Source organism: Petroclostridium xylanilyticum, from assembly GCF_002252565.1.
In the GTDB taxonomy this organism is placed as follows: domain Bacteria; phylum Bacillota; class Clostridia; order SK-Y3; family SK-Y3; genus Petroclostridium; species Petroclostridium xylanilyticum.
On sequence record NZ_NPML01000029.1, the window covers coordinates 16,094 to 36,512 of the forward strand.

Genomic DNA, 20,419 nt, shown 5'->3' on the forward strand with positions numbered 1-20,419 from the left:
ATAGGTTGAAAAGTAGCTGTGTTCAGTGGTGAAAGCAGCAGTTACTTGAAAAGGGAAATAGAGAAGAACTTTAATCCTGCTGCAAAAGAAAGGGAGGATAGAATTAATATTCTCATTACAACGGATATACTTGCGGAAGGTATTAATCTTCACCGATCCAATGTAATCGTTAATTATGATTTACCTTGGAACCCTACCAGAATAATGCAACGAGTAGGACGTATAAACAGAGTAGGAACAGAACATGACAGGATATATGTATTTAACTTTTTTCCTACTGCCCAGGCAAATGCTCAAGTTCCTCTTGAAGAAAATATTATGCAGAAGCTTCAGGCATTTCATGATACTTTAGGTGAAGATTTCAAATATCTGTCTGAAGATGAACAAGTTACTTCACACAAATTGTATAATGTCCTTTCCGGAAAAGAAAGTTTGGAAGATGAAGAAGAAGGCAGTAATCCCGAGCTTGCATACCTTAATGTTATTAGAAAAATTAGAGACTATGACCAAACACTTTTTGAAAAAATAAAACATCTTCCTTTAAAAGCTAAAGCCGCAAGAAGATTTAAAAGTATTCAGAGAAATGCAACTGTGACATTTATAAGAAAGGGATCCCTTAAAATGTTCTTCATGACAGATGGAGACGAAACAAGAGAAATATCGTTTATAGATGCTATCTCGTATATAAAAGCAGATAAAGACGAGCCAGTATTGCCTGTGCCGCAAGAATATTATAAGCATCTTGATTGCAATAAAAATGCTTTCGATGAAAGATTATTGTTAGATGATGAAATAGATACAGAAAAAACAAGGCAAAGCGGTAATGATGCGAAAATGATAAAGCTGCTTAAAGCAATATCTAAATGCAAATCTTTTACAGACGAACAAGATGAAATGTTGATAAGGATTAGAAAACTATGGGAGGATGGAGAAATTCCACAGTCCCTTACAAAAGAAATTTTAAAGTCTGTTGAGGGAATTTCAGACCCTATGCAGATATACTATGAGATATACGACAGAATACCAGAAAAATATTTAGAGGATAGAAAGACCAGAAAAAACTTTTTATCAGGTAATAAGCAGGTTATTCTTTCGGCATTTCTTTACAAGGGGGAAGTTGACGCATGAGTATAAAAAGGCAGATACTTGAGGAAACGTTCAAGAAACCTTTTGATATTGAGAGATTTGTAAAGTTTACCACAGAGTTTTTTAATGGCCCTCAAATATTGTCTCCATATAAAAGGAATGAGAAAGTGTGGAAGGAATACTGGTATTATATAGATTCCTACAGGCACGTTGCCAAGTATATAGACAGTAAAGATAATAAAATTTTAATACTTGCTGTTCAGTTAAAAAAAGGAAGAAGCGTAGAACGAGCAAGGAGTATGCAGAGGAACTTTATTTCAAGGCTTATTTCAGATAAACAATATGATGCAGCTATTGTGGCTTTTTACAGTGAAGATGAACCTACCTGGAGATTATCTTTTGTTAGGCTGGACTATGAATTTACAACTAAAGGTGTTAAACTTGATCTCACGCCAGCTAAAAGATATTCATATCTTGTTGGAGAGGGTGAACCGAGCCACACTGCACAAGAGCAATTGCTGCCAATATTTGAAAGGGAGAGTTACAATCCGACACTTGATGAAATTGAACATGCGTTTAGCGTTGAAACTGTAACTAAGGACTTTTTTGAGAAATATAAGGAAAAATATTATGACCTCAAAGAGTATCTTGATAATAACGAAGCATTTAAAGAAGAGGCGGAAAGGCATAATTTCACAAGTGAGCAATTTGCAAAAAAACTTATGGGTCAGCTTGTATTCTTGTATTTTCTCCAGAAAAAAGGATGGCTTGGGGTTAAGGTACTGCCTGAAAACAGACAATTAACGGAAGAAGAGTTTAAAAAGATATTTTATAGGCAAAACAAAGTTGGAAAGGATGTTTTGTTAAAAGTTTTTCCAGTTTGTGAAAATGGCATAAGAAAAGTCAATACATACAATCTTAGCAGGCTTAGTGACGAAGAGGGTGAAATACTGGCAGGATGTTTTAAAGGAACTGAGTATGAAAAACCGTGGGGGAGTGGGACGAGAACATTTATAAGAGACCTCTTTACCCATTGTGTCGAAAATACAAATAAGAATTTTTTTGATGATTTTCTTGAACCTTTATTTTATGAGGCTTTAAATAAAAAGCGTGGAGAAAACCATTATTACCCAAAGTTCAACTGTAAGATTCCGTTTCTCAATGGAGGCCTATTTGAACCTCTGGATAATTATGACTGGCGGCATAATGATTTTAATATTCCCAATGAAATATTCTCCAACTCAAAAACAAAAGGTAGAGAAGCAGATGGTATTCTTGATATTTTTGACCGCTATAATTTTACCATTAATGAAGATGAGCCTCTTGAAAGAGAAGTTGCCGTTGACCCTGAGATGCTTGGCAAGATATTTGAAAACCTGCTTGATGCAAAAGACAGGAAGTGTAAAGGAGCTTTTTATACCCCACGTGAAATTGTACACTATATGTGTCAGGAGAGCCTTATCAACTACCTTGTAAATGAAACCGGAGTTCCTTACCAGGATATTAAGAATTTTATACTTTATGGTGAACTTATGAAAGATGAAGACTGCAGTAGAGCGCTTGAAGAAGGTAATAAAGAGCAAAGAATCCCTAAAACAGTTTTTGAAAATCTGAAAAAGATAGACAATGCGCTAGAGCAGGTAAGAATTGCTGATCCGGCAGTGGGATCTGGGGCATTTCCACTTGGTATGCTTAATGAAATTGTAAAGGCAAAGATGAACATTACTGAATATCTTGTTAGAGATATTCCAGCTGAGAACAAGTATGAACGGTTTTTATTAAGAAAGAACAGGCATCCATACAGGATAAAATGGGAAACAATTAAAAATTCAATTTTTGCAGTGGATATTGAAAGCAGTGCGGTTGATATTGCCAAGCTTAGACTCTGGCTTTCCCTTGTTGTTGATCAGGAAATTGATGAGGAGAATCCATGCCCGCATCCGCTTCCTAACCTTGACTGCAATATTATGTGTGGCAACAGTCTGATAGATGAATTTGAAGGGATAAAACTTTTTGATGAGAGTTTACTTTCAAAACAGGAACACTCAAAAGATAATACATTTGAGAGCTATCAGATATCCATTTTTCAGGATCAGATAGAAATGCTTCTGGAAGACTTGTTCGAACAACAGGACAGGCTTTTTGTGGAAGAAGATACTGCTAAAAAGATGGAGATAAAAAAGAACATAGATAAAATTATTGATTCTATAATAAGGGCAAAGCTTTCAAGGGATAAAAATAAAGAGGGATTGATAAAGTATGAACAATCCCTAAAAGAAAAGACAAAACCATATTTTTTATGGAAACTGGAGTTTGCAAAAATATTCAAGGAAAAGGGTGGATTTGACATTGTTATTGGGAATCCACCGTATATCGGATTTCATCATGTTCCTGATAAAGATTATTTTAAGCAAAACTACTTTGTTGCAAATGGGAAATATGACTTTTATGTTCTTTTTATTGAAAATGGTCTAAAAATACTTAAAACTGACGGTATTTTATCTTTTATATGTCCTTCGTATTTTTATAAGCGTAATTATGGTAAAAATACAAGAAAACTAATACTTGACACAACACGAATACTATATATTGCAGATTTCAAAGACTTTCAGATATTTGATTCTGCATTAACTTATACATGTATATTTGGTTTACAAAAAAATACTGATAATAGAAAAACATGGTTTAAAGTATTGGGTACTACATTAAATGATGAAGATTCTTTTAAAATTGAGCAAGTTTCACTTAAAGAACCAAGTTGGTCACTTGAAAATGAAAGCAGCAACACAATTATAAAAAAAGTGAAATCAATGTCAAATTTTACTTTTGGAAGTATAACTAAATCAATATCCCAGGGCATTGTTACCGGTTTTAATGATGTATTTTTGATAACAGGTGAATTTATTACTTCAAATTGTATAGAGATGGATTATTTAAAGAAAGTTTATAAAGGTAAGGATATAAGAAATGGTCAATTAATTGACTCGAACCAATTTGTGTTTTATCCCTATGAAGAAGCTGAAGATGGAAAAGATATATGCATTTCTGAAAATATTCTAAAACAGAAATGTCCAAATTTATATTCATACCTTGAGTCAAATAAAGATAAATTGTTAAGCCGAGATTACTTTTTAAAAAGTAATAAGAAGTGGTATGAGCTCTGGAATCCAAGGAAAAAGAGGCATTTTGAAAATAGAAAGTTTGTTTTCTCAGAAATAAATATTCGTAATGATTTTGTACTAGTAGGAAGTTGCTATTATACAGACAGTGCATGTGGAGCTGAGTTAAAAGAGGAGAAGCAGAAATATGAAAAGTATCTATATCTTTATCTCAATTCAGACTTGATTACCTACGTGTACAGAAAAATGTCTGTACCAAAAGCTAATGGATATTTAATATATAAGAATGCTTTTCTTAAAGAGCTGCCTATCCTTATTAATGATTCAATTGATGAGAACATTAGTTCTTTTGAAAATATGAGTCAGGTAGAATTTGATAAACTTCTGTTTAATTTATTTAACATAAGTGATGATGAAATATTATTGATTAGGAATGAACTATCTACTTATACAAGCTAAAAAATATTAGGGAAGAATGATTATGATAGACATCAAATATGAAATTATTGAAAATTACGGTATGCTATCAGAATCAGCAAAAGGCTAAAAAAAGAACTTGATCTCGTAAGTTGGAACAATAAAGAACCGAAGTATGACATTGGAGATTGATCTCTAGATGAATTGGGGAATTCTTTAACTTTCAGTACTTTAAAGATATAATTTGTCGAAACTTGCGGTGAAAAAATAAAGGAATATAGCATTTTGTGGAGAATAATATTTAGTATATTCTTTAATTAAGGTTGGTTGATTTTCATGATGTTGAATGACCTTATAAGCATTATAAAAAATGAATTCCCTGAAAAGGCTATTGATTTGTCTGAAAGCCTTACTTTACTTAGGGAAACGATTAATGACTTGATGGAGGCCGTTTGCTAAAGACTTGGCAGAATTATAAAACCCAATATAAGCGTGGATTGGGAAGTCAAAACAAATGGGAGGTTGGGTTATGGCAGACAGAAATAATATAGAAGATATATATCAGATTGTCTGGGATGACTTTAATTGGGTTATAGAAGATATGACTCAACATAGAAACTTGATTAAGGAAAAAATGATTCAATGTTTGCAGGATGATAATATTGATGAGATTGATGATTACAAACAAAAATATGAAAATATTAGCAAATTAATATCAAAATTGGAGAATATCAAACAAGAATATGCATCTATAACAAAAGATGATAGTTTGGAGAATAATAGTGAATCACAAGATGTAAGATATAATGATTTGGAGGATTGGACAGATACCAATCCTGAAGAGATTTTGTTATTTGGAAAGAAATACGAGGTTAAATATTGGAGAGATATTCTAATAATTTTGTTAGAAGAACTTATCAAAAGAAATAAAGATTTTGTAGATAACTTGGATAAAATGAATGACTTTAAAGGGAGAACAAGATTGTGTTTTACATACGATGAGACACTTATTGATGTAAGATTTTATAAAAAAATATCAAATGGTTTATATGTGATGGTAAACAATAATGCAAATTCTATAGTCACTTTATGTAGAAAGATTTTAAGAATCAGCGGGTATTCACATGATGAACTGAAAATAAGAATTAAAGAAGATGAAAAGGCCAAAACAGGTATAGTTGAAAAACTAGAAACGGATAATTCAAGCAACTTAATAAAACTTCCAAAAAAATATGCTAGTATTTCATTAGACAAGCAGCTTTTTAAAACTATTGTAAATAGTATTATCAAACGGAAAGAGGAGTATGGAACAGAATATATTGAACCAAGAAAAATAGAAGAAAAATATGAAAAAATTATTCTAGATACTACAAAATATACCATTGCATATCATGTGGTTATAAATATTATAAAATATCTTAAAGATAGTCACTTTATTGATAATTATAACGGTACCAAAAAAGGAAAATACATTGTTGTTGATGATGGCTCTTTACAATCGTGGATTGAAAATAATATAAGGTAGATAAACCCGGCTATTAAAGGAAGGAGTGTTCCAAATGGAAGAATTGATAATGCTGATGCAGGAAATCAAAGATATACTGCTTACTATCAATTCAAACATTGAACAATTAAATACAAATGTAGAATCTCTTGCAAATGGAGAAGCATATTCAATTTCCAATATCTGTGACAAATTGGACTCTATAGCTTCTACTATGAGCAGCATAGAAACTACTGTTAATTCAATAGACGTATCGGTTGATAGTATTGAGTTGAATATGTCGTAAAACTGATTAAGTTTCAGGAGGGCTAATATGCATGAAGAAAATGCTCAATGCAAAAATAATGTAAATATAAAAAGGTTAGATTCAGATTATCAAGATTTAATAGAAAATATCAAAGGTAAAACAGTTGCAAGATATCCGAAAAAAAGTTTAAAAATAAGAAAAGTACATTCGTTATTAGATGAAGAGTATCTAGATTATATATTAAACTCAAACTTCGCAGCACTAAAATAGACTATGCTCCTTGAAAATTCAATATTTCACGGCAATTATAAATGTATTAACTTGCTAAGAAGCCTTTTTTTTGTACCAGTTTCCTTGACAGGTATTCTGGTAGCTTGAGAATAAATGCTTCAATAAACTGCCTGATCTGCTCATCTGTTAGAAACAGGACTTCCTGAAGCGTTTCTTCCAGGATTTTAAGTATGATTGCCAAGGTCTCAGCAAACTGTATATCCTGAAGTTCATCGTATGCAAGGTAGAATATCTCTCCTAACGTGCGTACATCTTCTTTGTTCCTGCATTCTACAGCCAACATCATGTACCGAACCAGCACAATTGCAGTGTGTGCAACCATTGCATCATAGGAAAGACACTGGAACTCCTTGTTCAGGTTCAGGTAAGACTTGCATACTTTAAAGAATACCTCGATGCTCCAGCGTTTGCCGTATATACGGATGATTTCCTCTTCGGGCAAGCTCATGTCGGTAGAGATTAAGGCAATCCACTTTTTGCGGTTGTTTCGGTCACGCACAAACACAATCATGACAGGCAGCTTGTTGTCGTGCTGATCATAAATCTCAGCAGCAACGGATAGAAGGTATTTGGACTTCCCGCGGCGCTTCTTATTGGCATTGTATATCTGAGTCAAAGTTTTCTTTTCCCCATCAATCAGGTATTTGATTTTGGGTGAATTTTTTAATCTGGCAATGGTATGAAGCTTTAGTTCAAATATCTCAACGATTGTGGTCGAGAAAGAAAATCAACTGTCAAACAGTACATGCTTTGCTTGGATACCTGATTTAACAACTGTTCTAAGCATTTCAAGCATTACAGCCGGGGCCTTTGTGATTGCTTGCGTTCTATGCTTGTAAGCAATAGAACGCTTGTCAAGACCGTCCTTCATCTCACAATACCTGTTTTTCTTATCTTCCGAGCTTAACAAGCTGAAGATAAGCGGTATGAAGGTGTTGCCGTTCGTCCAGCCTAAAGTGAGCATTCTGAAGCCTTTTTTGAACTTACTTCCCTTGCCTGCGTGGTCATGCACATTGGCAAGAAGTTCGACGCATTTGCTTCTAAGCTTTCCGTAAAACGTGTCATCGATAACGATAGCATTGATGCGGTTTTCGGAAGTTAAGCCTAACAGATGGGTATTGATGATGGTTCCTGCCAAATGTACTAAAAATAACTGTCAGTTGATATACATGGAGTTAAGAAACCTGTACACGACATCCTTTGCAAAGCCTGGATGATTCGTGCCGTTTTGATAATTCATGTACATGCTCTTTTTGGTATATACAAGCTGCAACAGATAGAAAAAAATGCTGAGAACAGGTATACCACTTTCTTTATAGCAATTTGCTTTTTTCAGGGCACTTATGACCTTGAAATTCTTTATGAAATTCATAATTGAACGCATAATTTGCTTTTCATTTTCATTGTATTGTGGTATATTGTTCATATCAGCAAATCCTCCTAGTTGTGGAATTTATGTTGTTTTTTGGCGATTACATCATACCACAATTATGAGGATTTTGCTATATATAATTGCCTTAAAGTATTGAATTTTCAAGATTCGGTAACACCTTTACGGGTGCGAAGTTTGAGAATGTAAATTTTAAATCTGAATATGTTTGATATTTTATTTGTCTGGTAGTATAATAAAAGTGAAGGCAAGAAAAAGAGGTGATCAAAGATGGCAACAATTTCATTTACAAAGGATTTTGCCGTAACAAAAAGAGAGACCGTTGAGAGGCTTGAAAAAGGAATTCAGAATACAAAGCCTTTAAATATAGATTCCAGAAATGTTATTGCTGATTTGAAAAGGAGTGAGGGAAAATTATTGAGTTTGCTTCGCTCCAAAGCTTGATTAAAGCAAAGGACATTGATGAGAATTTATGAAGAGACGCGTTCTCTCTTTTTTATTGTAAAAAAGATGAAGACATTACCGATTTTATTAAAAACAAAGCCATTGAATATGAAAAAAGAGACAAATGCAGAACATACATATATTTTGATTCGAATTATCTTGAGGAGACCGGGAGATTGAAAATTGCTGGCTTTTTTTCTATTGCGATGAAGACGATAAAGGTTCCTGTGATAGAGACCATGTCAAAGAACCTGCGAAAAAAGTTAGGCAACCTTTCAGACTATAAATACTGTGTGTGGATTTGACTTTAAAGAGTTTTATGGTGATATTGGAATTGGGTACATCGAAGTTCATCATATCAAACCATTAAATGAGATAAGTAAAGAATATATAGTTGACACTGTTAATGATTTAAGACCTATATGTCCGAACTGCCATTCCATGTTGCATAAAGCAAATATTTCGGTTGAGAACTTAAGAGATATTGTTGAAAAGAACCATAGGAAGTTATTTTAGCTACGTAATAATTATTAGATGAAATCATTCAATTTGAAGTACTAAAAGCAGCGTAGTTGCACTAAATCACTATAAAAGAATCAAATGCAATACTGGAAGAATGATAATAACTTTGTACTGTGATAAGAAAATATGCTTGAAAAGTTGTGATGCATGTGAATATTGAAAAAATAGATGGAGGGATTATTGTGCTACCGCCTGATAAACTGAAAAAGGCATTTAAAAGAGTTGAAGAAGAGAACTGGATGCTGCGTGCATTCTTAAAAGGTCAGGACCCGGATGAGGTGGACAGTATCGTACATAAGCTGCATAAAGAACTGTTTGAGGGTTATGACTGTATTGACTGTTCCAATTGCTGCAAGGCTATTGTACCAATAGTTGAAGAAAATGAAATAAAAGCAATTTCAAGGCAATTGAAATTAACTGCAACTGAGTTCAAAAGCAAATACCTTATCAAAACAGATGAAGGGTTCATAATAAATAAAAAGCCATGCCCCTTTTTGACTGAAAGTGGTTGTTCAATCTATGAGTATAGGCCAGGGAATTGCAGAGAGTATCCTTTTACCGATAAAGAAGAAATATGGACAAGGCTTATCAATCTTGTAGAAAACTGCGCTGTTTGTCCAGTGGTGTTTGAAATATTTGAGAGGCTAAAGAAACATTACAGGGATGAATTTGAGAGTTATAAAGTTGAATATGAGGAAATATGGGGAAACTAAGATGAATATGAAGACGAATATGATGAGATGGAAGAATGGGAAGCTGATGCGGGGTTTTTTGATCAGGAAGATTGGGAGGGTTTGGTAGAATACAGATGTCAGAAAGCTGAGCAGTATCCTGATGATCCGAAAATTCAGCATAGTCTTCTGGATGCACTATTTGCAATTGGGAAAGATGAAACAGCTATAAACTGGATTATTAAGCCAAATATTCTGAGACTAGATAATAATATTTTGGATTATTGCTATAATTTTCTAAAGACAAAAAGAAAGCCAAGAACTGTCCATGAACTATACCTGGAGTTGTGCTGTGAGGGTTATCCAGCATTTGATGATAATCAGCTAATGGACTTTTTACTTTCAGATAATAGGTTTGTGTTTACGGGAAGTACTGATAAAAGCTATGATTGTTTTGTCAGTGCTATCAGAAAAAGCAATAATTGAGAGGATGAAATAAATGCTTGCGAAGAAAAGTACAAATCAGATACGAAACATTATGAAAATCAGTACAATGGATAGGAATTGGACTCTTCCAAGCTGATTGGAACACAACCCTATGATCTGAATGGTTGAGATTAATTGATTCATTAATAACATAAAAGGAAGACCGATATTAAAGCCGGAAGTTAAAATAGCAATTATTGAATGGGAAAAAGCAAACATAGAAATGGGTCCGCCAATAAACCATAGAAGATGATAATTATTTTGAAGCATTGGAGTTTATAAAATATACAAAGATGGAATTAATTGAAGGACTTAGATATAGTATTTGGGAGTATAATTTTGTACATTCATGGGTTAAGCCTGATTCTATTAGTGAGGAAGAATTCAACAAGGAAAAGGAATATTTTGAGAAAACGTTTTATGAGAAGACAGATATCAAAGAATATTTGCCCAATGAATACTTTAAGAGAAGAGCATCAATGGAGAACGAGAGAAGGAATAGAAATACTGTTAGAAATGAGGGTATAAAAATAGGACGTAATGACCCGTGTCCGTGCGGCAGCGGCAAGAAGTACAAAAAATGCTGCGGTAATAAATGAAAGAGGACTGACTATGGACTTTGCTGGAACATGGCATATATACGAAATGGAAATGTGGGACGAGGATTATTTTAACATGGAAGTACAGGCTTATATTACAATGACGATTCATCAACATTTTTAGCGAGAAAGGCAAAAAACAATAGTAAGGTCTAAAAGAGGAGGATTATATGCAGTTTGTTCCATTTCATAAATATTTTCCTGGTGTAGCTGAGAGAGAAACAAGGGAGATATTTGTTAACAGTCAATCAGGTAGATTATCAGGTGGTTATGCTTTGCTCGAAATGTATTGTAAAGACCCTGAATGCGACTGTAGAAGGGTAATGTTCAATATAATATCCGAAAGAGAAAAAAAATTTGTAGCGGTGGTAAACTTCGGCTGGGAAAGTGAAAAGTTCTACGAAAAGTGGTATGGGGATAAGGATGAAAGTATAATCAAAGAGATAAAAGGTCCCAGTTTAAACCCAGCAAGTCGACAGTCCCAATATGCTCCTGAATTACTGCAATTGGTGAAAACTATTGTTTTAAATGATAGAAGCTATGTGAACAGACTTAAAAGGCATTATAAAATGTTTAAAGAAAAAATGAAAGAAGAGAATTCTAATGAGGAAAAGGTGAAAATGGAGTCACCTGTAGAATACAAACCGGGGCGTAATGATCCGTGTCCTTGTGGAAGTGGGAAGAAATATAAAAAATGTTGTCTTGGAAATGAATAAAAGTAGAGAACAAAATATTGTTGCATATTGGAAATGAGTATTTTAAAAACCTACTTAAAGAAAATTCATCTTTTTCATCTACTCAAGGCATACGGAGGCCGTCGCGAGGATTGAGAGGGTAAAAGGTTGATGGATAGAGGGTTAGGGGCACTTTGAAAATTTGCTGATTTTGGGTAACCCTTGAGTGTACAAAAAAGATATTTTCAGAAAGCGAATTAATTGAAGAATCAGTATGTGTAAGATTTGCACACTGCCAAGAACGGCAAAACTTATAATAAATACAGTCGATCACTTAATTCAGGATAAGCATTCAACAATAAACGGATATCATTAACATTAAAAACCACTTGAATTTCTTAGTAAATAAAAATTTTGATTTTGGCAAAACTAAAATCAACATTATTTGTTCCGTTTTAGAACTTATACTCATATAATGTGATTAACAAAAATAAAAAAGTTCTATATAGTGGATATAGAGGAGTGATAGAAATGTTTAATACCATAGATGACAAAATTTCATCAATCAGAAAAAACTTGGGAATGACACAGCAGGAGCTGGCAGATAAAATTGGTATAAGCAGACCTTCTTTAGTTAAAATAGAAAATTCTCAAAGAGCAATTTCTTTGGATGAGGGGAATGCCATAAGCAAAGTGCTTGGAATCAGTTTGGAAACTTTACTAGCAGAAGAAAAAGAAGAAACTGCTTCTCAAAGCTTTGTTAAGGCTTTCAAATCCAAAGATATGACTGAAAACGACATCGAAGTTTACATTCATTTCTGTGTCCATGTATCCTGGAGCTATAGCATTAACGTTAACTCCTTTAGATGCCCATTCATTAGAAAGCAGAAAGAACAATAATTGCAACCTCAACTCCCGCTTCCATTAAACCTTCAGCCATACCATATGCAAGTCCCTGTGCAGCACCTGTTACGATTGCCTTTTTACCCGTTACATCAAATAAATTCATATCAAAAATCCCCTTTCCTAATATAAAATATAAAAAATATATGTGCAAATAAAATTATAACATTCTATCTACTTTTAAAATAAGCCCAACAGTCCTTTTAGAATTGAGAATATGAGTTGTTACTGCCTCTTTCAAAGCTTGTTCATCCTGTGAGAGGATGGCATTTAAAATAGCTTCATGTTCTTTTACGCCTGCAACATCTCTGTCAGGAGATTGCTTTCTAAAGAAATAATTGGTGTACATATATGGATTGAGGTTGTGGAAGATTTCAACAATTTTTTTGCTACCTGAACTTTTTAAATAAAGTTCATGAAATATCTTATCATATTCATAATTAATGATATAAGCATCAATAGGCATAGGTTTAGAAACTATTTCAAGATGCTCCTTAACATTTTTTTCTAACTGTTCACGCAATGAATCATTATTGTTAACAGTAGTGATGATTTCCTTTGTGTAAAATAAATCAAGCATTAATCTCATATCAAAAATTTCATCAATTTCATCTGGTTGAAGAGTTTTTACCTTCATGCCTTTTCGTGGAATGTTTTCAATCAAATTTTCAGAAATAAGACGATTTAAAGCTTGTTTAATAGGAGTTTCACTGGCGCCATACCGTTCAGAAAGCTTTTTTATATTTATTTTTTCTCCTGGTTCTAATATTCTTTGAGCAATATCCCTTTTTATATTGTGATAAATAGTGTCAATTAACGTTGCTTTTGAAGTATGTTTGTCCATGTTTTTTCACCTTTGATTTCTTTGATAAAGATAATTTATATAGTAAATAATTCAGTTAACTTAAATTGTGCACTTAATTGTAAACAATTGTATATTGCATTCGGGCTACCTTTTGTTTTGATTAGCTATTAACCAATTATTTATGATATCATCTAACTTTTGACTTAGCTTAAGTAACCGACTAAAATCTGTATAATTATTTCTTTCAATTAAAGTACTAATTTCATCTTGTAGTAGTTTTATTTGTTTTTTAATTACTTCGGTATTCTCCATGTCTTAAACCTTTATATAATATAGTGAATAATAATACGCATCAAATATTGCAGTTATTTACATATTGATGCACAAGTCAAGTCAGTTAAATAAACTTTTATAGGAAAAATTTTTCAACTAGAAATAAAAATTTTTTTCTCATATATAAAAATTATCATCCATAGTTTAAAATAAAATTAATGCTTTGTCAATATAATAAAAATTAATGGACATACCCCATTTTTTTCTTTTAATAAAATTATCCACAAAAAGAAGCTGAAAATGAGAAGTTATCAGGAGATTTGAGAAATTTGTCCACAGATTTGTAAAAACACGAGAAAAGCCCCCAAATTTATGGTATTGTTAAGATATCGAAAAAAAAACACATAAACCACATAGAAAGGGGCTTTCCTACATGTTTGATTATAGCAAAACAGCATATGATTTGAAAAGAAGTATTTGTAATTTTTGTTCCAGATTGGCTCAGGGTCTCCCTGTTCCCTTTAAGAAATTCTTATCCTGCATGGTCTTTGGCATACTCGCATCCAAGACAGTAATACTGGCTGAAATATCCCGTTCTTTAAATGAGGATATAAAGTTAAAAAAGACTATAGAACGCCTTTCCCGTAACCTTGAAAAATTCTCCTATACTGATGATGTACTTAAGAACCTCTCTTCTGAAGTTAAAAGGTATATTCACCATGATACGCCTATCATTATCGACTTAAGTGATATTGTTAAAAAGTACGGCGTAGTCTTTGAAAATATGGGCAAGATCAGGGATGGAAGCACAAAAGAAACCAATATGGACGGGTACTATCTACTTGAAGCACTTATATATAACCACGGAGACAAGCTTCTTGTCCCAATATATTCAGATTTATTCTCTCCAAGTGAACCGGGATTTAAAAGTGAAAATGAAGAAATCATAAAGTGTTTGGACAAGCTCAGAAGCTTATACGGGACCAAGGGCATTTACACCATGGATAGAGGTATGGACAATGTACTGTTCTTTAATTATTTTGAAAACAACTCTCAAAAGTTTGTCATAAGGCTTAAGAAAAACCGCAATGTCATTTTCAAAGGTAAGGAAATAAATATTGTCGACCTTGTTAAAAAATATAAGGGTAAATATTCAACAATCATAAAGAAAAAGAACGGTAAGCAAAGAAAAATTCAGTTCGGTTTTCTGCCTATAGAGTTGCCTGAGATTACTGGCAAAGTATTTAACCTTGTCTTTGTAAGAGGGTATGCCAGAAAAGGGCTTATGCTTTTAACTAACCTTGATATAAAAGATGGTAAAGACTGTTTAAGACCTATACTTTGCTACATATCCAGATGGAATGTAGAAGAGTTCATAAGATTTAAGAAAAATCAATACAAGCTTGAAGATGTAAGAGTCCAGTCCTATCAAAGGCTTAAAAACATAAACTTTTTATTAACCATGGCAATGAGCTATATTTCTCTTACTTCAAAATCCATAAGTAGCAGGAAGATGATTTTTATTTTGCAGGAGATATCCAAAAGAGTACATGGCATACCACCTTTCCCTTACTACAGTACCGCGGATGGAATTTATGAAGTGCTTAAGAAACACAAAACTGGTATTGCTGAATTTTTGAACTATACAAAAAAGAAGCCCAAATCGCAGCAGCTGAGTCTCTTCGAACTCAGATACTGCAAGAGCTTGCTGGTTTCTTAAATTAAATTTTGGGGTATGTCCATAATAAAAATCAGGAAAGACCCTAAAACCATTGCAATGCTTGTCAAAGATGGAAGATATGCAGAGCCAAATATACCCGTATGAAAGGGAACTCGTATTGAGTTCCCTTAATTCTTATAATTTTAGAATCCTTTTTCGCTTTTTTCTTATATAAGATCTAACACGAATTGTTCAATTAGTTTCAAAAAAGAAGATTCTTAATTTTAAGAAATTTTCTACACTAAACCAACCTAGCCTCATAATGTTTTTAGTATTATTCACATATGCCTTGTTTTGGAACAGGTTTACCTCTATTTTCATTGAAGTTCCAGTATGTCCATGTTTTATATCCATCAATTTCGTTCTCTCTAGCTGAATTATATGGTTCTTTATAATATAAAGATTCAAATTGATATATGTCTTTTTCATCATTCTGCAAATAAAAAGTTATAGATACATTTGGATAAATCTTTTGCTCACCAGTGTTATTATAATATTTTTTAAAAAATTGTTTAAAAAATTCTTCCTGAAAATCTTCTTTTAGAATTAGTTCTTTTGTTTTATAAAAAATATGAAACATTTGCTTTTCACTTATTTCTTTTTTAAATGAATATATAAATGATAAGCAAGATACAGAATATTGAACTTTTAAGCTATTTATTTCTTCATATTCAGATGTAATATTTTTTTTAAATTCTGTTATTTGCGGAATATTTAAACTAGAATAAGCAGTACAAGCAGTGAAATATATTAATAGTAAAATAATTAAAAAAAGTTTGATTAATCTAGTCATCATGTTCCTTTCTTTTAATATAATTTAGTTTTTAAATAGTGCTATGAATATTTATTACATAGCACTATTTAAATCAAATCATAGTAATTCAAAATATTTTATTTGAAATACATTAATCCACCGCCTAGGTCTCCATCACCATCCATAGCATCGAATGCTGTCCTATAATTAATACTATATCTTTTTCCCCAACTAGATACAGCAATCCATCTATTATCATTAACATCCCTAAAGTATTTTGTTATTGTCATCCAATGCCATGCATATTCATAATCGCCTCCAGGCAGTGTAAGATTTAAAATGGCAACAGGGCAATCACTATTCAATCCGTTTTTAATATAAGTTGCTGTATTATCTAAAGTAAATGATGCGCTACTTATCACTCGCTTCAATGAGACCCCTTTATCGGAAGCATATTTTTCAATATTACTTGTAAAATTCTCCAAAGATGTTTCCCCTAAAATCCCAGGATTTATATAACTATATAATGTATCCATATGTTTTAAAAAATCAGCTCGAGACATACTTGAAGGAGAATATAATTTCCCGTATTTACTGCTATCCTTCTTTGCTAAATAACAGGTTATATTTGCTGCTGCAGTAGGCCCACAACCTCGTGTTTCTTTGGTGCTACCATCAGGCCACCACATCTGACTGCCACCATAATAAGTTGTACTTCCATAAGTAACGGGGACAAATTTACCTTTTGCTTCATTTACAAGCCTGACATCCTCCTCATCTACACTTGATTCATAATTAATTTGTGATGTTTGAATATTTAAATTTTCTGTATTACTATTTTTTAAAATATTTTGGAGTTGAACTTTATTTCTATTATTCCTAATTTTATTATAACGTTTTCTGATTTTGTCAACATTGTTATCAATAGTATTTGTTATATCCATATAAGATGGCTCATTTTTTTTAGAAATATCAAAATACTTAATATTTTTTCCTTCATTCGCTTTAATTATATAAGAAACTGGAGGAATAAATACAAGTTTACTTTCCTTAAACCTACTCTGTTCATTTAAACTTGCTTTAATCTTACTAACTATATTACTATCAATAAATATTTCATATACATTATATCCATCTTCAATTGCACCTACAGTAATATAGCCAATTTCTCCATTACCTTTTTCAATTAGCGGAACAATATATGCAAAAAGATTGTCATTTATATCATACAAATTAATAAAATCTCTAGACGCTACTATTTCTTTTCCTTTTGTTTGAATATCATTTTTTAGATAATTATTAATATGATATTTAGCAATTTTTATTACATCACTCTCTTTTAACAATTTAGCACTTTTTAAATCTCTTGTTATGTTGTCAATGGTGGTACCTTTATTAATATCACTATCATTAGCAAAAGCACAAATAGATACTAACGATATAGCAGTAACAAATATAAAAATACTTGATAATATTTTTTTCATATAGATATTACCTCGTATAATAGTGTTTGGAGGGTTTAAGTTAAGAAATTTCCAGTTACAAACCCTAATAATTCGACCTTTATTTCCAAAAACTCACTGGAAATTTTCATGAACATTGATAATTTAATATTTTCAATGCCCATGGTACAATGGTATCAGCCATTGAGGATAGTTTTGTTTTACCTTGTCGAACCCATGTGGTTACTTCTTAGGGAGTCTGTTCCCCTGGCCTGGTGTTATCTTCGAACCACTGGTTGTTTACCTGGCTTCCTCTTTCTCCTTTATGGCAGTCGGGAGATTCATGCACAGTTGGTTTCCAGGGCGGATTCTTATGGCGAGGGTGTTGATGCATCAGGCACCTGGGCATTGGTTAAATCAATGGCTTTCATACTCTTTGCTCTGAAAGGAGGTGTTTGCTTTGCCTAGTTCCTTATTTGTTGGCATTGATGTAAGTTGCAAGGATAATAAAGTTCAGCTGCTCCATTTAGATGGTGCTGAAATTACAAGGTTTTCTGTCCCAAATAATCATCCCGGTGCCAAATCCCTCTCTGAAAAAATTACCGGAGTCATGGGTAAGAACAAATTTGATTCCCTTGTAATTGGTTTGGAAGCCACTTCAGTCTATGGTCATCCTCTTGTCTATTTCCTAAGGCAAGAACCATCAATCAAGGCTCTAAATCCAAGGATTCATGTTCTTAACCCCAAACAGGTTGCAAACTTCAAAAAGGCTTATCCTGAACTGCCAAAGAATGACTGGGTAGATGCTTGGGTTATTGCTGACAATCTCCGTTTTGGACGTATTACAAAGGAGGTTTGCATGGACGAAAAGTTTGATGCCCTGCAAAAGCTTACCCGTGAGCGCTACCATGTGGCCAAAAACTTAACTCGGGAAAAGAACCGGTTCTTAAGCAACCTGTTTTTGAAATTCAGCACCCTTGCTCAGGAAGACATATTCTCTGACAAGTTTGGAGCTACATCTACAGCCATAATTGAGGATTTCTTTTCGGTTGATGATATTGCTTATATGGATGTGGACAAACTGGCTGAATTCCTTAACAAGAAATCTAAAGGCCATTTTGCCGATCCTCATGAACTGGCTGAAACCATCAAGAAAGCTGCCAGAAGTTCTTACAGGCTGCCCAAAACAGTTAATGACTCTGTAAATCAAGTGCTTGCTGTATCCTTGGTAGCCATTAAAGCTTTAAAAAAGCAGCTTGAAACACTTGATAAAGCCATTGAAACACAGTTTGCCCTTATACCCAATACACTACAGTCAATAAAGGGAGTAGGACCTGTGTATGCAGCTGGTATAGTAGCTGAAATCGGCAATATTAAGCGTTTCCTAAACCATGCTGCATTGGCTAAATTTGCGAGTTTGGCGTGGTCCGAACATCAATCGGGTCAGTTTAAAGCCGAGAATACCCATATGATACGTTCCGGCAATAGATACCTTAAATACTACCTCATAGAAGCCGCTAACAAGGTGAGAGTGAATGATCCCGAGTTTAAGCGCTTTTATGAGTTAAAGTATGCTAAAACCCCAAAAACGCCACATAAACGTGCACTTGCCTTGACTGCCAGGAAATTTGTCCGGCTTGTCTATGCACTGCTACATAGCAACCGGCTTTATACGCCACCAAAAGGAAAGTAATTTCCAATTGGTGTTCCATAACTTACCATATTTGTAAATTAAATTTGGTAAGTCTATTAAGGATGGTCTTTTTGTCCCAAAAACCCCTTAAAAACTATTAAATTTTCAAAAATTTTTTCCAATCACCTCTTGACTTTTTACCACTGGATTCCAATAAATTTATTTTTAAAAATTTAAATATTTTATAGTTAAGCACTTAACAATTACTATTATACCATATATTTCACTATATTCAATATTTTTTATTAATTTACACAAATTTTGCATCAAATTTCCAATCAAGCTATTTTCTTTATAGGAAATTTGATGTTTTCTATTTTATTGTAATTTTGGAAGATAAAAAGGCCGTAGTCCGGATATTTGGGTATACCTTCCCCCTCCCCATTATAGCAAGAAACTATATTTCCAATTTTAATTTCGGCTATGCACTATTAAAAATCGGATTGCCCCAATCCTTGATTAATAACATTTCGTCTTTTAAATCCTCTATTATATCTATTTGCAGAAAATCTTTCTTCCGGAATCCTCTAATATTTCTAAAGAAATATAGTTGAGTTAAGTTAAAAGCTATTATCATAAAACCAACTGTAGCCTCTATGCCCGTAGGGCTATGCAAATAGCAATGATCAAAATGACATTCTGTTTTTAATTGATGAAATACGTTATTTTCAATGTCCCATCTTTTATGGATTATCTTCCATAGAGTTTCAGCACAAATACTTTTGTTAGTAGTTACAATCCATACTTCCTTTGATTCTTTTTTATCTTCAACGTCATAGATTTCTTCAACAAACCTTATAAATCGTACCTTCATGTCCATACCAGTCATTTCAACTCCATCAATAGCAGCTACTTTTATATCATCTATTGTTCCATTTCTAAACACCTTATTTTTAAATATAGTTTTTATTATATGATCATGCATATCATGTAAACTGTCTATATCAAAGCTACTTAAGGAACGCCTAATGGCGTCAATATGAGGCAATCTTGTTTTCTTTGGAAATAAATTTTTAAATCTTCCTTTTTCCAACCAATGTTCTAATCTATTAAAACTTCTAAGTCTGCAAATAAATGCGAACAGAACTATAAATGAGATAGTTGAAGTTTCAATTTGCGGACTCAATCTTCCATCTTTTAACCTCTTGATTTTTTCTCCAAGTTGGTATACCTTAGAAAAGTAAGAGAGCATTTGTTTTAAATAACTTTTGTTCATCTGAAAACATCCTTTCTATTGGGTTTATCGCAAAATTTAATTATAGAAAGGATGTTTTTATTTTTAAACCCTAAATTTTTTCCAGTAAAAATCGGAATTTACATATTTCAATCGTAATTCATCTAATCCTTGATATGCCAAAGGCCTACTCCCTATTTATTTT

21 protein-coding genes and 4 pseudogenes are annotated in these 20,419 nt (G+C 32.9%); 15 read left to right on the forward strand and 10 right to left on the reverse strand.

Features of this window, described 5'->3' with window-relative positions; all coding sequences use genetic code 11:
- The first annotated feature begins 18 nt into the window (after window positions 1–18).
- The 6 genes and pseudogenes from CIB29_RS16650 (at window position 19) to CIB29_RS16670 (ending at window position 6,643) form a co-directional block, all read left to right on the forward strand.
- Window positions 19–1,128, forward strand: a complete 1,110-nt coding sequence (locus CIB29_RS16650) for a helicase-related protein (RefSeq protein WP_094551596.1) — start codon at window positions 19–21, stop codon at window positions 1,126–1,128.
- Window positions 1,125–4,664: an Eco57I restriction-modification methylase domain-containing protein gene (locus CIB29_RS16655; RefSeq protein WP_094551598.1), complete on the forward strand. Its 3,540-nt coding sequence runs from the start codon at window positions 1,125–1,127 to the stop codon at window positions 4,662–4,664. Before CIB29_RS16650 ends, CIB29_RS16655 begins: the two co-directional genes overlap by 4 nt.
- Before the next feature lie 22 nt (window positions 4,665–4,686).
- Window positions 4,687–4,811, forward strand: a pseudogene (locus tag CIB29_RS19780) (PC4/YdbC family ssDNA-binding protein); the annotation flags it as partial.
- A gap of 340 nt (window positions 4,812–5,151) precedes the next feature.
- A complete protein-coding gene (locus CIB29_RS16660) occupies window positions 5,152–6,147 on the forward strand; it encodes a hypothetical protein (protein ID WP_094551600.1) in 996 nt (331 codons plus the stop codon).
- 34 nt (window positions 6,148–6,181) lie between these two features.
- Window positions 6,182–6,412: a hypothetical protein gene (locus CIB29_RS16665; RefSeq protein WP_094551602.1), complete on the forward strand. Its 231-nt coding sequence runs from the start codon at window positions 6,182–6,184 to the stop codon at window positions 6,410–6,412.
- A gap of 27 nt (window positions 6,413–6,439) precedes the next feature.
- Window positions 6,440–6,643: a hypothetical protein gene (locus tag CIB29_RS16670; RefSeq protein ID WP_094551604.1), complete on the forward strand. Its 204-nt coding sequence runs from the start codon at window positions 6,440–6,442 to the stop codon at window positions 6,641–6,643.
- A 46-nt stretch (window positions 6,644–6,689) separates the two neighbouring features.
- Here CIB29_RS16670 and CIB29_RS16675 read toward each other — a convergent pair.
- The 3 genes and pseudogenes from CIB29_RS16675 to CIB29_RS16685 form a co-directional block, all read right to left on the reverse strand.
- Window positions 6,690–7,379 (reverse strand): annotated as a pseudogene (locus CIB29_RS16675) (IS4 family transposase); the annotation flags it as partial.
- A gap of 12 nt (window positions 7,380–7,391) precedes the next feature.
- Entirely contained in the window at window positions 7,392–7,802 is a 411-nt protein-coding gene (locus CIB29_RS16680) for a transposase (RefSeq protein WP_094551608.1), read from the reverse strand.
- Window positions 7,803–7,820: 18 nt separating this feature from the next.
- Entirely contained in the window at window positions 7,821–8,090 is a 270-nt protein-coding gene (locus CIB29_RS16685) for a hypothetical protein (RefSeq protein ID WP_094551610.1), read from the reverse strand.
- 234 nt (window positions 8,091–8,324) lie between these two features.
- Here CIB29_RS16685 and CIB29_RS18720 point away from each other — a divergent pair, with 234 nt between their 5' ends.
- The 7 genes and pseudogenes from CIB29_RS18720 to CIB29_RS19530 all read left to right on the forward strand — a co-directional run.
- A complete protein-coding gene (locus tag CIB29_RS18720; RefSeq protein ID WP_157910348.1) occupies window positions 8,325–8,498 on the forward strand; it encodes a hypothetical protein in 174 nt (57 codons plus the stop codon).
- 291 nt (window positions 8,499–8,789) lie between these two features.
- Window positions 8,790–9,014, forward strand: a complete 225-nt coding sequence (locus tag CIB29_RS16690) for an HNH endonuclease (RefSeq protein WP_198543953.1) — start codon at window positions 8,790–8,792, stop codon at window positions 9,012–9,014.
- A gap of 155 nt (window positions 9,015–9,169) precedes the next feature.
- A complete protein-coding gene (locus CIB29_RS16695) occupies window positions 9,170–9,733 on the forward strand; it encodes a YkgJ family cysteine cluster protein (protein ID WP_242965313.1) in 564 nt (187 codons plus the stop codon).
- Window positions 9,734–9,760: 27 nt separating this feature from the next.
- Window positions 9,761–10,177 (forward strand): hypothetical protein, encoded by a 417-nt coding sequence (locus CIB29_RS16700; RefSeq protein ID WP_094551616.1) that lies wholly within the window; start codon window positions 9,761–9,763, stop codon window positions 10,175–10,177.
- A 500-nt stretch (window positions 10,178–10,677) separates the two neighbouring features.
- Window positions 10,678–10,776, forward strand: a pseudogene (locus tag CIB29_RS18420) (SEC-C metal-binding domain-containing protein); the annotation flags it as partial.
- 170 nt (window positions 10,777–10,946) lie between these two features.
- On the forward strand, window positions 10,947–11,492 hold the full coding sequence (locus tag CIB29_RS19600) for an SEC-C metal-binding domain-containing protein (protein ID WP_341444444.1): 546 nt from the start codon (window positions 10,947–10,949) through the stop codon (window positions 11,490–11,492).
- 489 nt (window positions 11,493–11,981) lie between these two features.
- Window positions 11,982–12,170, forward strand: a pseudogene (locus tag CIB29_RS19530) (helix-turn-helix transcriptional regulator); the annotation flags it as partial.
- A gap of 157 nt (window positions 12,171–12,327) precedes the next feature.
- Here CIB29_RS19530 and CIB29_RS16720 read toward each other — a convergent pair.
- From CIB29_RS16720 to CIB29_RS19690, 3 genes are all read right to left on the reverse strand, one after another.
- Window positions 12,328–12,459, reverse strand: coding sequence for a hypothetical protein (locus tag CIB29_RS16720; protein WP_423241315.1), 132 nt, complete (start codon window positions 12,457–12,459; stop codon window positions 12,328–12,330).
- Between the two features lie 54 nt (window positions 12,460–12,513).
- Complete coding sequence (locus CIB29_RS16725) at window positions 12,514–13,197, reverse strand: GntR family transcriptional regulator (RefSeq protein WP_094551620.1); 684 nt, start codon at window positions 13,195–13,197, stop codon at window positions 12,514–12,516.
- A gap of 105 nt (window positions 13,198–13,302) precedes the next feature.
- The gene (locus CIB29_RS19690; protein WP_117434616.1) at window positions 13,303–13,470 is read right to left on the reverse strand and encodes a Spo0E family sporulation regulatory protein-aspartic acid phosphatase; all 168 of its coding nucleotides are present in this window, start codon (window positions 13,468–13,470) and stop codon (window positions 13,303–13,305) included.
- 394 nt (window positions 13,471–13,864) lie between these two features.
- Between CIB29_RS19690 and CIB29_RS16730 the strand changes: the two genes are divergently transcribed.
- Complete coding sequence (locus tag CIB29_RS16730; protein WP_094546734.1) at window positions 13,865–15,151, forward strand: transposase; 1,287 nt, start codon at window positions 13,865–13,867, stop codon at window positions 15,149–15,151.
- A 274-nt stretch (window positions 15,152–15,425) separates the two neighbouring features.
- Here CIB29_RS16730 and CIB29_RS16735 read toward each other — a convergent pair whose 3' ends face one another.
- The 3 genes from CIB29_RS16735 to CIB29_RS19050 all read right to left on the reverse strand — a co-directional run bounded on the left by CIB29_RS16735 (window position 15,426) and on the right by CIB29_RS19050 (window position 17,756).
- Window positions 15,426–15,947 (reverse strand): hypothetical protein, encoded by a 522-nt coding sequence (locus CIB29_RS16735; RefSeq protein ID WP_157910349.1) that lies wholly within the window; start codon window positions 15,945–15,947, stop codon window positions 15,426–15,428.
- 95 nt (window positions 15,948–16,042) lie between these two features.
- Window positions 16,043–17,389, reverse strand: coding sequence for a hypothetical protein (locus CIB29_RS16740; protein WP_094551624.1), 1,347 nt, complete (start codon window positions 17,387–17,389; stop codon window positions 16,043–16,045).
- Between the two features lie 208 nt (window positions 17,390–17,597).
- Window positions 17,598–17,756 (reverse strand): hypothetical protein, encoded by a 159-nt coding sequence (locus tag CIB29_RS19050; RefSeq protein WP_198543954.1) that lies wholly within the window; start codon window positions 17,754–17,756, stop codon window positions 17,598–17,600.
- A 51-nt stretch (window positions 17,757–17,807) separates the two neighbouring features.
- Between CIB29_RS19050 and CIB29_RS16750 the strand changes: the two genes are divergently transcribed.
- Window positions 17,808–19,040, forward strand: coding sequence for an IS110 family RNA-guided transposase (locus CIB29_RS16750; RefSeq protein ID WP_094551628.1), 1,233 nt, complete (start codon window positions 17,808–17,810; stop codon window positions 19,038–19,040).
- A gap of 421 nt (window positions 19,041–19,461) precedes the next feature.
- On the opposite strand, the gene CIB29_RS19330 is transcribed toward CIB29_RS16750, so the two are convergent.
- Window positions 19,462–20,256 carry a transposase gene (locus tag CIB29_RS19330; protein WP_094551630.1) on the reverse strand — a complete coding sequence of 265 codons (795 nt, stop codon included), beginning with the start codon at window positions 20,254–20,256 and terminating at the stop codon, window positions 19,462–19,464.
- Between the last annotated feature and the right edge of the window lie 163 nt (window positions 20,257–20,419).

Coding starts and splice junctions, on each gene's coding strand:
- CIB29_RS16655 (WP_094551598.1), top strand. CDS start 1,125: ATGAGTATAAAAAGGCAGATACTTGAGGAAACGTTCAAGAAACCTTTT.
- CIB29_RS16660 (WP_094551600.1), top strand. CDS start 5,152: ATGGCAGACAGAAATAATATAGAAGATATATATCAGATTGTCTGGGAT.
- CIB29_RS16665 (WP_094551602.1), top strand. CDS start 6,182: ATGGAAGAATTGATAATGCTGATGCAGGAAATCAAAGATATACTGCTT.
- CIB29_RS16670 (WP_094551604.1), top strand. CDS start 6,440: ATGCATGAAGAAAATGCTCAATGCAAAAATAATGTAAATATAAAAAGG.
- CIB29_RS16685 (WP_094551610.1), bottom strand. CDS start 8,090: ATGAACAATATACCACAATACAATGAAAATGAAAAGCAAATTATGCGT.
- CIB29_RS18720 (WP_157910348.1), top strand. CDS start 8,325: ATGGCAACAATTTCATTTACAAAGGATTTTGCCGTAACAAAAAGAGAG.
- CIB29_RS16700 (WP_094551616.1), top strand. CDS start 9,761: ATGGAAGAATGGGAAGCTGATGCGGGGTTTTTTGATCAGGAAGATTGG.
- CIB29_RS19600 (WP_341444444.1), top strand. CDS start 10,947: ATGCAGTTTGTTCCATTTCATAAATATTTTCCTGGTGTAGCTGAGAGA.
- CIB29_RS16720 (WP_423241315.1), bottom strand. CDS start 12,459: ATGAATTTATTTGATGTAACGGGTAAAAAGGCAATCGTAACAGGTGCT.
- CIB29_RS16725 (WP_094551620.1), bottom strand. CDS start 13,197: ATGGACAAACATACTTCAAAAGCAACGTTAATTGACACTATTTATCAC.
- CIB29_RS19690 (WP_117434616.1), bottom strand. CDS start 13,470: ATGGAGAATACCGAAGTAATTAAAAAACAAATAAAACTACTACAAGAT.
- CIB29_RS16730 (WP_094546734.1), top strand. CDS start 13,865: ATGTTTGATTATAGCAAAACAGCATATGATTTGAAAAGAAGTATTTGT.
- CIB29_RS16735 (WP_157910349.1), bottom strand. CDS start 15,947: ATGATGACTAGATTAATCAAACTTTTTTTAATTATTTTACTATTAATA.
- CIB29_RS16740 (WP_094551624.1), bottom strand. CDS start 17,389: ATGAAAAAAATATTATCAAGTATTTTTATATTTGTTACTGCTATATCG.
- CIB29_RS19050 (WP_198543954.1), bottom strand. CDS start 17,756: ATGCCCAGGTGCCTGATGCATCAACACCCTCGCCATAAGAATCCGCCC.
- CIB29_RS19330 (WP_094551630.1), bottom strand. CDS start 20,256: ATGAACAAAAGTTATTTAAAACAAATGCTCTCTTACTTTTCTAAGGTA.